The 13,008-nt window shown below is 46.5% G+C and carries 11 protein-coding genes and 1 pseudogene; 7 read left to right on the forward strand and 5 right to left on the reverse strand.

Annotation, left to right across the window (positions count from 1 at the left end; all coding sequences use genetic code 11):
• The first annotated feature begins 61 nt into the window (after window positions 1–61).
• The 3 genes from AACT18_RS09975 to dapD all read left to right on the forward strand — a co-directional run bounded on the left by AACT18_RS09975 (window position 62) and on the right by dapD (window position 2,632).
• Complete coding sequence (locus tag AACT18_RS09975) at window positions 62–955, forward strand: LysR family transcriptional regulator (RefSeq protein WP_094124799.1); 894 nt, start codon at window positions 62–64, stop codon at window positions 953–955.
• Window positions 956–1,052: 97 nt separating this feature from the next.
• Entirely contained in the window at window positions 1,053–1,352 is a 300-nt protein-coding gene (locus AACT18_RS09980; protein WP_010318120.1) for a YebG family protein, read from the forward strand.
• 248 nt (window positions 1,353–1,600) lie between these two features.
• Window positions 1,601–2,632, forward strand: coding sequence for a 2,3,4,5-tetrahydropyridine-2,6-dicarboxylate N-succinyltransferase (dapD, locus tag AACT18_RS09985; protein WP_094124791.1), 1,032 nt, complete (start codon window positions 1,601–1,603; stop codon window positions 2,630–2,632).
• A 120-nt stretch (window positions 2,633–2,752) separates the two neighbouring features.
• Here the strand turns inward: dapD and AACT18_RS09990 are convergent, their stop codons facing one another.
• The gene (locus tag AACT18_RS09990; protein ID WP_094124792.1) at window positions 2,753–3,937 is read right to left on the reverse strand and encodes an NnrS family protein; all 1,185 of its coding nucleotides are present in this window, start codon (window positions 3,935–3,937) and stop codon (window positions 2,753–2,755) included.
• Window positions 3,938–4,115: 178 nt separating this feature from the next.
• The gene (locus tag AACT18_RS09995) at window positions 4,116–5,231 is read right to left on the reverse strand and encodes a GNAT family N-acetyltransferase/peptidase C39 family protein (protein ID WP_094124793.1); all 1,116 of its coding nucleotides are present in this window, start codon (window positions 5,229–5,231) and stop codon (window positions 4,116–4,118) included.
• 70 nt (window positions 5,232–5,301) lie between these two features.
• Between AACT18_RS09995 and AACT18_RS10000 the strand changes: the two genes are divergently transcribed.
• The 4 genes from AACT18_RS10000 to AACT18_RS10015 all read left to right on the forward strand — a co-directional run bounded on the left by AACT18_RS10000 (window position 5,302) and on the right by AACT18_RS10015 (window position 9,478).
• On the forward strand, window positions 5,302–6,753 hold the full coding sequence (locus AACT18_RS10000; RefSeq protein ID WP_017046561.1) for a RimK family protein: 1,452 nt from the start codon (window positions 5,302–5,304) through the stop codon (window positions 6,751–6,753).
• A 66-nt stretch (window positions 6,754–6,819) separates the two neighbouring features.
• A complete protein-coding gene (locus tag AACT18_RS10005) occupies window positions 6,820–7,761 on the forward strand; it encodes a zinc transporter ZntB (RefSeq protein WP_094124794.1) in 942 nt (313 codons plus the stop codon).
• 10 nt (window positions 7,762–7,771) lie between these two features.
• Entirely contained in the window at window positions 7,772–8,323 is a 552-nt protein-coding gene (locus AACT18_RS10010) for a gamma-glutamylcyclotransferase family protein (protein ID WP_176428306.1), read from the forward strand.
• A 156-nt stretch (window positions 8,324–8,479) separates the two neighbouring features.
• Window positions 8,480–9,478, forward strand: a complete 999-nt coding sequence (locus AACT18_RS10015; RefSeq protein ID WP_026027964.1) for a substrate-binding domain-containing protein — start codon at window positions 8,480–8,482, stop codon at window positions 9,476–9,478.
• Window positions 9,479–9,547: 69 nt separating this feature from the next.
• On the opposite strand, the gene galM is transcribed toward AACT18_RS10015, so the two are convergent.
• The 3 genes and pseudogenes from galM to AACT18_RS10030 all read right to left on the reverse strand — a co-directional run bounded on the left by galM (window position 9,548) and on the right by AACT18_RS10030 (window position 13,006).
• Window positions 9,548–10,582 carry a galactose-1-epimerase gene (gene galM, locus AACT18_RS10020; protein WP_237666704.1) on the reverse strand — a complete coding sequence of 345 codons (1,035 nt, stop codon included), beginning with the start codon at window positions 10,580–10,582 and terminating at the stop codon, window positions 9,548–9,550.
• A 30-nt stretch (window positions 10,583–10,612) separates the two neighbouring features.
• Window positions 10,613–11,764, reverse strand: a pseudogene (gene galK / locus AACT18_RS10025) (galactokinase); the annotation flags it as partial.
• 189 nt (window positions 11,765–11,953) lie between these two features.
• On the reverse strand, window positions 11,954–13,006 hold the full coding sequence (locus tag AACT18_RS10030; protein ID WP_094124796.1) for a UDP-glucose--hexose-1-phosphate uridylyltransferase: 1,053 nt from the start codon (window positions 13,004–13,006) through the stop codon (window positions 11,954–11,956).
• Window positions 13,007–13,008: the final 2 nt, after the last annotated feature.

Here is a 13,008-nt window from a genome sequence, read left to right on the forward strand (position 1 = left end):
GCCTTTTGTTCTGATATATCTAAATATATAGAACACACGTTCAGATTAATTAAACAAAATTATGGCTGCCAATATTTCTCTTAAGCAATTGAAAGTATTCACTTCGATTACGCAACACAAAACCTTGACCCAAGCTGCAGAGGCGCTGTTTTTGTCAAAAGCGGCCGTGAGCATGTCACTGTCTGAACTGGAAAAACAGCTTGGGCATGCGCTGTTCGATAGGGTCAATAACCGTTTAATCCTCAATCAAGAGGGACAAAAACTGTTGCCGCTCGCCGATGAACTGCTAAGCCGTGCGAGCAACATTAACCAACTGTTTGACAGTGAGCAAACCCTCGCAGGCCAATTGCGCATTGGCACCAGTGATACGATTGGCAACCATGTTGCGCCTTATCTACTCAGTCAATTTCGCCAGCAAACCCAACACATCTCGCAAAGTTTGTTTATTTCCAACTCGGCGCTGATTTGCCAAAAGTTGGTCGATTACGAACTGGATCTTGCGTTGATTGAAGGAAAAACACTGCACCCAGAGCTGATTTCAACGCCTTTTTCACACGATGAAATGTGTATTATTTGCGCACCCGAACATCCACTCACAATGATAAATCAGCTCACCCTCAATGATTTCGAACAGAGCCAATGGGTATTGCGCGAAGCGGGTTCTGGCTCGCGAGAGTTTTTCTTACGGGCTATCGCACCACGACTTGAGCAATGGCATGAAGCCTTTGAATTGAATACCACTGAAGCCTTAATCAACAGTGTTTCGGCAGGGTTAGGTTTGGGTTGTTTATCCACCCTTGCTGCGCATTCAGCATTGCAAGATGGCCGGGTTAAAAGACTCCATGTTCCGCTGGACATGAAACGCCGTTTCTGGCTATTGGTGCATAAAGAAAAATACCAAAGCCCACTGCTCAAACACTTTATTGAATTTTGTTATCAATGGAACAAAGAGTAGCCATCCATCTCTCACTTTTTCCTGCTCACCTAGACTTCATGGTTTAAAAACTGTATAAACAGCCAGTAGAATTAATGACTAAGTTAGAGGATTAACCATGGCTGTAATCGTCAAGTACGTGGTGGAACGCAACGGAGAAGAAAAGATGACTTTTACCTCTAAAGCAGACGCTGACGCTTATGACAAAATGCTCGATATGGCAGATGAGCTTTTCGAACTGTTAGGGAAAAGTGAGTTGCTAGAAGATGAAGCCAAGCAAGAAGCTTTGGCGATGTTCTTAGCGCAAAATAAAGAAGAAGTGCTTTACGCACTTGGCGCAAAGCGCAAGCCTGCACCGGCTAAGCCTAAAAAAGCCAAAGCGGTAAAAGACGAAGCACCAGAAGAAGATGCAGCTTAAGGCGATTAAACGCTTAACTTAAGATGATAGAACGTGAAAAGACCGCTGCTTCGTCAGCGGTTTTATATTTCTGTCTAAAGAAATACATCGCTAAAAAGACAAAAGGTATCGTTTTACGGACGTTCTCCCCTTTTACCCTTTCCTACCCCTGCCTCACTCTTTATGATGCTTGATAAATCGAGTGCGCCGCAATGATGCTCAACCTACGCTGGCGAGCGCATCAATAGTGACAACATGGAGATATCAAGATGGCTTACTTTGCACTTGCCTTTGGCACGGCAACCAAAAACCGTGATGGAAAAATTATTGAAGCGTTTTTTCCAGCGCCAATTCTCAACCCAAGTGACGCGCTAGTGAGCGAGCTTGCTCAAGTCTCTGGTTATGGCGAAGGCAACCAGTATATCGACATCTCAACTGAGCAAAGCGCCCAACTCGCCGCGATATTTGCTCGACATGATCAGGCTAACAATGCCAGTTTTGCCGATAAAGCCGCTAACGCCTCACAACCACTGGTGCTGGTTATTTTAGCTTCCGACGAACAGCCTCAATCAGTCGCTGAAGGCTTTTTGAAGCTACAACTGATTTCACACCGTTTAGTGAAACCACACGGTACTGTGCTTGATGGTATTTTTGGCCTGCTGCACAACATCGCATGGACCAATGAGGGTCCTATCGATCTACCTGAACTAGCGGATCGTCAAATTGAAGCTCGCCTTGCAGGCCGAGCTTTAACGGTAGATTGTGTCGATAAATTCCCGAAAATGGTTGATTACATTGTCCCAGCGGGCATCCGTATTGCGGATACCTCGCGCGTTCGCCTTGGCGCGCACGTGGGCGAAGGTACCACTGTGATGCATGAAGGTTTTATCAACTTCAACGCTGGTACAACAGGCGTGAGCATGGTTGAAGGGCGTATTTCTGCTGGTGTAGTTGTTGGTAATGGATCGGACATCGGCGGTGGCGCTTCTATCATGGGTACGCTTTCTGGCGGCGGTAAGGTCGTGGTCTCTATCGGTGAAAACTCACTGCTTGGCGCAAATGCAGGCTTAGGTTTCCCACTCGGCGATCGCTGCACAATAGAATCAGGTTTGTACGTAACTGCTGGCACTAAAGTGCGTATGCTCGATAACCAAGGCCAAGAAGTGGAAATCGTCAAAGCACGTGATTTAGCTGGTGTATCGGATCTACTTTTCCGTCGCAACTCGATCACTGGTCAAATTGAGTGTTTAGCCAATAAATCAGCCGTTGAACTGAACAGCATGCTGCACAGCCATAACTGATCCAGTTTTTCTGATAAAAAGGCTTGGCCATGTGCCAAGCCTTTTTCTTTTGCGCGCTTTCTACTGCTAGGCTACTTTCTACTTTTTTATTTTGCTACTTCCACGTTACGAGCCAAACCGTTATCCCGGGTGGCCATCGACTCTCGGCGTAAGTAACATCGTGCCGAATTTCCACACAAACAGAGTAAAAGCCAATATCCAGAGTGCGGCACTGATATTCACCATCAAAAAGAGTTGTGCTGGAAAAAACGCTACACCGAGGCTGCGTACCAATGCCGACATCATCAAAGCCGCAAACGCAATACTCATTTTAGGCCCTTGATAAATCGCCCTGCCGGTATGCCCCATGGTCACGCGTGCAATCATCGACAAAATCAAGCCTGAGATGGCTCCAATAGCAAAGAGATGGATCAGGTTATGAGTGACATATACATCATCAATTAACCCGCGCAGTAATAAGCTCAAAGGAATGCAGGCATACGCAGCGTGCAGCGACCAAACCAGAGGCTCACTCAATGTTAGCCATGGTTTCCAACGCATCCAACGTACCCACTGCGCTAACCCAGCCAGTAACATGATAGGCTGACCAATCTGCACCATCGTCAGCGGGAAGAAGCTCAAAATAAACAAGGCCGCAATGGGTGCATTGGCTAACCAATCGAGCCATACCCATGGCTGTGCTTTTTCAAAGTTAAAACGCCTTGCGCTGAAGAAAGGGATCACGCGTGCTCCCATGACCGATAGCAACAATGTGAACCACCACAACATCGCCTGCCATACCGCCGCCGAGCTAAAGGGCGGCATTCCTTTAATGGTGGCATAACTCGCAAAGTTCGCGCCGATCGCTAAAATAAACAGCGGTACAAAAAAGAGATTTTTCCAGCCTTTCGCTTGCACTACTCGGCAGCCAATTTCATAGGCTGAAGCGGCCAAAAAAAGCGCTTCGACGGAAGAGATGACCCACAAAGGTGTCGGCGTCCACAATAAGATTCGAGGCGCTAGCCACAAGGCGACTAACACGGCTAAGCGATAATGTTTAGTGCCATTAATGCCAGTCCAGTTCTGTACGGCAGTCAATAGAAAACCGACCAAAATTGCCATAGCAAAACCAAACAGCATTTCATGTACATGCCACCACAGCGCAGGAACTTGCAATGTCGATGGCTGACCGGTTTGAAACATCCAGACCCATAACGTCACCGCTAAAACGGCATATACGCTACCAAGTAGGAAAAAGGGACGAAAACCAAGGCGCAACCAAGCGGGTATGCGTTGTTCTACTTTTATATCGGTAATATTGAGCACTGTGACCTCTTACGGCGGTGGTGGATATCATGACAGACGACCAACACCACAAGCACAATTCAAGCCAATAAAAATACCCAATAAAAACAATAAAATAAGAAATATCACTCATAAAAAGAGTCATAACAACTCAATAAAAAAAGTCATTATGACTCAACGAATTCATTTAAACCCTATCCTAACCCGTAGTTACACGCATAGCACTGCGGTTCAAGCTAATCACCACACAAGCCGTCTGTTTTTGTTTACCAAAACCGATGATTTGTGACAGCGCTTTTTTGCCGACCGGAATGAAGGCAGAAGCCATCGCATCCGCTTCTGTTTCTGCATGTGGATCGTGAATGAAGAAGAATTTATCGCTCATACCACTGAGTACGATCCAATGCGGCTCTTTCTTACCATCGAAACGATAAGTGCTGATGAGTAGCAGCACACATGCCCCTTCCGTCACCCACGCTTCTAGTTGCTCTTGACTCGGTGGTGCATCAATCATCGCCACATCTTGATGACTAAGCTGCTCACAAAAATCAAGATGAACCAATTCGATAACTTGTTTTTTATTGGCATCTCGCACGCTATCAATAAAAGGCGTGCTTTTGGATTGGCTCCACAGCTCCACATGATAACCGCGTCGACTAGCAGCCAATGCCAACCCTTGGCCGCTGCACCCACCGTGCCCTGCCGCCATAAAAATCGTTGTCGCTTCTCGCCACAGTTGCAGCTCAGCGGTGCGACTCGGCTCAAACGATTTAGACAAGCAAGAAAAGCTCATCAGCAAGCATGCCGCACCGCAAGTAAATGGCGTAGTCTGAACATAAAGTGGCATCGGTAATTGCACCTTAGGCCCTTGTGGCGACAAGCGTTTTTGCATCCGGCGTCCATTACACAAATCATCGTAATAATGGATAAGAAATTTCAGGGTTTTATAGCCCATTTTTTCATATAAATTTATCGCTGCCGTATTGTCTTCACGCACTTCTAATCGTAATGTAGTGGCACCTTGATCAAGAGCAGCACGCTCGCATTGCTCGACCAAATTTTGAGCAATCCTCCGGCCTCTGAAATCAGGTTTTACGGCAATCGAATACAACCTTGATAGCTGTGTACCTTGATGAAATAGTAGCAATGCATATCCAGCCAGCTCTGTGCCGGCATCGGCCACAAACAACACCGCTTGGTTGGAATGTAAAAAACGCTTCATTTGACGTGGAGAGATTTTATCTCCGTCAAACAGCTGTTGTTCTAACGCATTAAGAGCAGTGAGATCAGCACTTTTCGCAAGACGAAAGTCCATACGACGTCCTTAAGTGGTTGGCAAGATTGCGGCTCAATATTATTCCTATTGATTAAGGAAAAGAATAGCAATGGCAAACCTTTTGATCGTGACCGACCAGTCCAGTGACTGGCAACAATATTTCCCCTCAGAGCAAGTGGTAAGTGTAGACCAATACCTCAACAGTAATGGCACCCATACTCATCGCAGCCTGCAAGTGGTCAACCTGTGTCGCGATTATGGCTACATGAGCAGCGGCTATTACTGCTCGCTGATGGCAGAGGCACGCGGCCACCGCGTTATCCCTCGAGTGATGGCAATCAACGACATCAATCAACCCTTTTTACTCTCTTCTGGCTTATTGAAACTCAATAAACTGTGCGCCCAAACCGATTTTATACAGTGCAAAATTTATTTTGGCCGCACCGCAGAAAAAGGCTTGGATAAACTGGCTCGCCGTCTGTTTGAACAGTTTATGGTGCCCGTTATTGAGTTGGAAATGAACCGCGTTCAAGGGCAGTGGCAAATCAGCAAAATTGGCCCTTTCCCATTCCAAGATTTGAACGACCAAGAGCAAGATTTCTTCGTCGAATCATTAGAGCTGTTTTCAACCAAAGTTTGGCGTAAACCGAAGCAAGAGAAAAAATACCGTTACGATATTGCCATGCTGGTGGACGAAGAAGAGAAAATGCCACCTTCTGATCCCTCAGCATTAAAACGTTTTCGCCGCGCCGCAAACCGTTTAGGGGTTAACCTAGAAACCATTTCACCGGATGACTTATCGCGTTTGGGTGAATTTGATGGCTTGTTTATTCGCGCCACCACGAACATCAGTAATTACACTTACCGCTTTGCAAAAACGGCTGAGAAAATGGGCTTGGTGGTGATGGATGATTCTGAATCGATCATGAAATGCACCAATAAAGTGTTCTTAACTGAGTTGTTGCAACGCAACAAAGTGCCTGCGCCAAAAGGCGTGATTTTGCAAAGTTTTGATGAGCAATGGAAAAGCAATGTCATGCAGGAGTTGAGCTTTCCCATGGTATTAAAAATTCCAGATGGCGCATTTTCACGTGGCGTGGTCAAAGTACGCGACGAGCAAGAGCTGGAACGCGAAGCCGGCGCACTGTTTGAAAAAAGTGCTCTGATTTTGGCACAAGCCTTCATGCCAACTGACTTTGACTGGCGCATCGGTGTAATGAACCGCCAAGCCATCTTCGCCTGCAAATACATGATGAGCCGCGGCCACTGGCAAATTTATCAACACCACAACAGTGGCCGAGTCTCTTCTGGCGGCTTTGAAACCTTGGATTTAAAACAAGTACCTAAAAACGTGGTTGATGTTGCCTTAAAAGCGTCAAACCTTATCGGCAGTGGCCTGTACGGCGTTGACTTGAAAGAGATTGATGGCCAAGTTTATGTAATTGAAGTGAATGATAACCCTAGTATTGATCACCAAGTTGAGGATGCGTTTTTAGGCGATCTTCTTTACGATAGGATCATGACTGAGTTTCTGCGCCGTATTCAAATGCGCGGCTTCTGATCTCAATTGGTATAATCTACTGCTCCTCAATGCTGAGTCATTGAGGAGCAAGTTATAAGGATATTCATGGAATTTTTGATCGACCAGTGGCATTTTTCTGCATCCGCTCCGCAGCAAAAACTCAATAGCGCTTCACTGATTGAAGCAGGGAATTGGTATCACTGCCAACGCGATATTCACGGTTTAAAAGAGTGGTTGCTGCAGTATCAGATCCCCATTTCAATTGTCGACAGCCTCTTAGCAGAGGACACTCGCCCACTGTTTGAGCAATACGATGATGATAACTTTTTACTGATTTTGCGTGGCGTCAACATGAACGACAACGCCAACCCAGAAGATATGTTGAGCGTGCGCATTCTCTATTTCAATGGCGCGCTGTTTTCAACCCGAAAAATCCCGTCAAAAGCCGTCAATGTAATCCGTGACCTACTGCAGGCCGGGCAAGGCCCGCAAACCCTTTCAGATGTACTCGTGCAGATCATTGATGGTTTAAACAAAAACATCGATAACTACTTAAACAGCATTGAAGCGAAAATCACCCAATACGATAACGAGATTGAACTCAGTGACGAGCTGATGCAGACGCATAAAGCGCTGCTCAAAATCAAACGTTTTATCAAACCTCAGCAATACGCCATCGATGATTTCAGTGATTCCAAAGTCTCGCTGGCAAATGATAAAAACTTGCGTCTGCGCCACAGCGTTAACACCATCACGCGCATTAATGAAACCCTCGATTTTTACCTTGGTGAGCTCGAACTGATCAAAGGGGAATTACGTCAATATCATGCAGAGAAGATGAACCAAAACACCTATTTATTCTCGGTGATTGCGGCGATCTTTCTACCAACCAGCTTTTTAACTGGCTTACTTGGGGTTAATGTCGGCGGTATTCCCGGCACTGAATCCCCCGTTGCTTTTGCTCTCTTTTGCATCGCACTGGTTGGTATTTTTGGTTTAGAGTTTTGGATTTTGCATCGGTTACGTTTTTTCAATAAGGAGTCGTAATTCACTGATGATGTATATTTTTGGTTATGGCAGCTTGATCAACTCCGCTTCTCGCCAGTTAACAGGGCAAACAGGAAGAGCTATTCCCGTGGTCGCGCATGGTTTAGTTCGTTACTGGGGAAAAATTGATGAGAGCTACATATTGTCACCTTTGGTGGTGAATGAAGGACAAGGGCAAGTCAACGGTGTACTACTGGAGATCGATGAAACCGCTTTGGCAGAATTTGACCGTCGAGAACGTGGTTATGAGCGAGTCCCCCTCAACACCAATCAAATCGAGAGTGATGACGCTTTTAACCTCCAATGGCCGATTTGGGTTTATGTCAAAGAGGCACCAGAGCCTCCCTGCGAGCGAAGCCCTATCGTACAAACCTATGTCGATACCGTGCTGGCTGGTTGTTTAGAGTTTTCAGAAACCTTTGCGCGCCATTTTGTTGAGCACACGGTTGGCTGGCAACATCCGCTGATTAACGATCGCCTCGCGCCGAAATACGGTAATTTAGCAGGGGTAGAACCCTGTCATCATGCGATCATTGATGAGCTGATTGCTACGGTCCGTTAGCGCCTTAGCTTTTATTCCAATTTTAAACGTTTACATTAATTAGAAGCCTTGATTTACCTGTATAGAAAGTCGTAATTATCACATTGATTGCATTGTTCGTTTGCCTTATTTACACCACCATTGTTAAATACAGCGAGCAATAGCAAGAGGTGTAATATGGCTACCATAAAAGATGTAGCTCGCGAAGCCGGTGTGTCAGTGGCAACGGTTTCACGAGTCATCAATAAATCCCCTAAAGCGAGTAAAACATCGATTGAAGCGGTCACCGCCGCAATGAGTTTACTTGGCTATCGGCCTAACGCCGCCGCACGAGCTTTAGTCAGCCAAAGTACCGACACCATAGGCGTGCTAGTCAGTGACGTTTCCGATCCTTTTTTTGGCATGCTCGTGAAAGCGGTCGATAATGTGGCTCATGACAATGGCAAGCATCTATTGATTGGCAATGGTTATCACCGTGCTGAAGAAGAGCGCCAAGCGATTGAACTGTTGATCAACAGCCGTTGTGACGCTTTGGTGATTCACTCGAAAGGTTTATCGGATCAAGAATTGATCGACTACGCCGCCGAAGTGAAATCGATGGTATTGATCAACCGTCATATCCCGCAACTGGCTAACCGCTGCATCTCATTGGATAACTACAAAGGTGCTTATTTGGCGACTGAATTTTTGATCCGCCACGGTCATAAAAAAATTGCTTGTATTGGCTCTTCTCATTCGATTGAAGACGCTACAGATCGCGTAGCTGGTTATCAAGCCGCGTTGAAAGATCACGGTATTGAGATCGCTCCTAATTACATCGAGTTGGCCGAACCACACAGCGAAGGTGGCGAGCAAGCGATGACTCACTTGCTGATCCGTTCGATCGACATGACTGCCGTGGTCGCCTACAACGACAATATGGCAGCGGGCGCGTTAAATGTGCTTGAGGAGAATGGTGTAAAAAGCCCTGAGCAAATTTCAGTGATCGGCTTTGATGATGCGTTGATCGCACGCTACATTCGCCCAAGGCTGACCACCATCCGCTACCCAATCGAGATGATGGCTGAAAAAGCCGCTAAACTGGCACTCCAATTAGCCCGTGGCGAAACGATAGAAAAAGAACCGATGATTTTCTCACCGACTTTGGTGCGTCGAGATTCGGTAGAAAAAATCTGACGCACTCAGGTTACACTTTCACTCGCCACTTTGGGCATCAATACTCAACATCTAAGCGACGCACCCACCTTAAACGTCAAATTGGTAAATTGTGGTATGAGTATATTCTTGCCCTGGCAGAGTAATACAGCTGGGTTGCTGCCATTCGGCATGATTGGGAGCATCCGGCAAGTATTGAGTTTCTAATGCGACCCCTGCATAGCCTTGATAAACCCCACCGCGCCGATTGGGCGTCCCCGATAACCAGTTTCCACTATAAAGTTGTATGGCTGGCTTAGTCGTAAATACGCTCATGGTTACCTTTGCATCTGGTGATTTCAGTTGCGCGGCGCACACGGTTAAATCAGTTTTGTCGGGCAATAAATAACTGTGATCATACCCTTTGCTTGCTTGTTGCTGCTCATCTTTGAGTAAGTCACGACCTATTGATTTTGCAACGCGAAAATCAAAGCCCGTGTCAATGACAGATTTTGGCCCTGACAATGGGATTCCATGTGGATCTGTGGGTAAAAATTGATCGGCTTTTATAAAGAGTGAATGATCTAAAATCGTATGATCACTCTCTGCGCCTAGCAAATTAAAATAGGCGTGGTTGGTTAAATTAAGCGGCGTTGGTTTATCTGTGGTCGCTAAATAGCGGAGGATTAATTGATTATGATCGTTCAGTTCATAGCTCACGGCAATGTCAACATTACCGGGAAAACCTTGGTCACCATCCGATGAATGGATTGAAAACGTCACCTGTTGAGCACTTTTGTGAGCAATAGTCCAACGACGCTGATCTAACCCTTCAAGACCGCCATGCAAACTATTTCCAGCTTGGTTGGTCGTCACTTGATAGCGTTGATCATTTAATTCAAATTGCCCTTTAGCGATCCGGTTGGCATAACGTCCCACAGTGACGCCCATATAGCTTTGTTGCTGCTGGAAGTCGCTCATGGTGGAAACACCCAGCAGAACTTCTCTGCGTTCCCCATCCTTAAACGCCAACTCACAACTGAGCCATGTTGCGCCAATATCCATTAATACTACGCGGCTACCAATGCGGTTAGTCAAACTGACAAGTTGTGCCGGGCGGCCATCATAAGCTACTTGCTGAGTCATAGTGTGAACCAGTGAAGATGTGCAGCAAGCCTCCACTAGACCAGCGCCCTCTTTTGCTTGGCAGACGTAAATCGACGCTTTGAGGCCAGTCGCCACTTCATATTTCTCATCGACAGCCGCTTTCACTGCATCAACCAATGTCGGTGGGACAAGTGCCACAATACAGCCACCAAAGCCGCCCCCAGTCATACGCACACCGCCTTGGTCACCAATCACCTCTTTGATGATATCAACCAAGGTATCAATCTCTTTGACCGTAATTTCAAAATCATCACGCATCGATGCGTGTGATTGAGCCATCAGCTCGCCCATGCGCTTCATGTCGTGGGCTCGCAGCGCTTGGGCCGCTTCAACAGTACGGTCATTTTCAGTAATGATGTGACGAGCACGTTTAGCCACCAACTCATCAAGCTCAGAAACTTTTTGGTTAAACTGTTCAATGCTTACATCACGCAGCGCTTTGACGCCAAAAATACGCGCAGCCTCTTCACACTGCTGACGGCGGGTGTTGTATTCGCTATCCACCAAGCCGCGTTTTTTATTGGAGTTGACGATCACGACGGCCATCTCTTCTGGCATTGAGACCGCTTGTGTTTCTAGGCTACGGCAATCTAAAAGTAGCGCGTGGTTTTCACGACCTTGCGCCGAAATCATTTGATCCATAATGCCGCAATTACAGCCGACAAATTCGTTCTCGGCCTGTTGACCATTTAGTGCAATTTCCGCTTGAGAAATATCCAGTTGATAAAGTTCTTTAAAAGTTTGACCGATCACGACCTCAAGCGCAGCCGAAGAGCTAAGCCCCGCTCCCTGTGGAACATTACCGCTGACAGTAATATCCGCCCCGGTAAACGAGTACCCACGCGCAAGCAAACATTTCACCACGCCGCGAATGTAATTCGCCCACATTTTGTCTTGTTGGAAAGTAATCTCTTGGGTGAGGTCAAACTCATCAAGTGCATTGCCATAATCAACAGATACGATGCGGACTAAATTATCTTCACGCTTGGCAGCCGCTACCACGGTTTGATAGTTAATTGCGCAGGGGAGCACAAAACCGTCGTTATAGTCGGTGTGCTCACCAATCAAATTTACACGGCCTGGTGCTTGGATGATATAACTAGGCGCGTAGCCCAACACTTGCTCAAAAGACGCTTTCACATTTTGGATTAAATCAAACATTTGCATTCCTAAACTCATAAACTGGTTTTCATTTCTCATTAACCACTTAGCGCTATGAAAAAAACTTTGTTAAGCCCAAGTCGTTGGAGGTGCAGCGAGGTGATAAGTAAATTCAGCCAATGAACATAGATTACCTATGTTCTTAGGGTGCGTTTACGCAGCAACAAGGCTACAACTGCACAGATGACGTTACTGCTCTTTGTAGTGAACATCACTTAGCTCGCGCAGACGCTGCGCCGCTTGTTCTGCGGTTAAATCTCGTTGGCTTTCAGCCAACATTTCATAACCCACCATAAACTTACGAATCGAGGCACTGCGCAGCAGTGGTGGGTAGAACAGTGCATGCAGTTGCCAATGGTCAATGTTCGTACCCTCTTCAAAGAAAGGCGCGTAATGCCAGCCCATAGAATAAGGGAAAGAACATTGGAACAGGTTGTCGTAACGGCTGGTCAGTTTTTTGATCGCAACGGCGAGATCGTCACGTTGCGCATCACTCAACTCACTCATGCGACGGATATGCGTTTTTGGCAGCAACATGGTTTCAAATGGCCATGCAGCCCAGTAAGGCACAACAGCCACCCAATGCTCTGTTTTCAGCACAATGCGTGAGCCATCTTTCAGCTCAGTTTGCACATAATCCACCAGCAGGTTACTACCCTGTTGTTGGTAATACGCTTTTAGGTTGTGCTCCTTGCGTTCAATTTCATTGGGTAAGAAGCTATTAGCCCAGATTTGGCCGTGTGGGTGAGGTTGGGAACAACCCATGGTTTCGCCTTTGTTCTCAAATGCTTGCACCCAAACGTACTCTTTACCCAACTCTTCGATTTGATCGTTCCACGTATCAATCACGCTGCGAATGTTGCCCACGGGTAACTCTGGCAAAGTTTTGCTGTGATCTGGAGAGAAACAAATCACTCGGCTCAAACCACGTACACCTTGAGTTTTGAATAGAGGGCTATCGGACTTCGGTGCATCTGGCGAATCTACCATCAGTGCTGCGAAGTCGTTGTTGAATACGTACGTACCTCGGTAGTCTGGGTTGACATCACCAGAAATACGCTCGTTTGTCGGACAAAGAAAACACTTCTGATCATAACTTGGCAGTTCATCTACCGCTGGCTTTTCATCAGCCCCGCTCCAAGGGCGTTTGGCGCGATGTGGTGAGACTAAAATCCACTGCCCCGTGAGTGGGTTGTAGCGACGATGTGGATGATCCACTGGGTTAAATTCAACATTCGACATAT

It is taken from the genome of Vibrio sp. V04_P4A5T148 (genome assembly GCF_963875605.1).
In the GTDB taxonomy this organism is placed as follows: Bacteria; Pseudomonadota; Gammaproteobacteria; order Enterobacterales; family Vibrionaceae; genus Vibrio; species Vibrio anguillarum.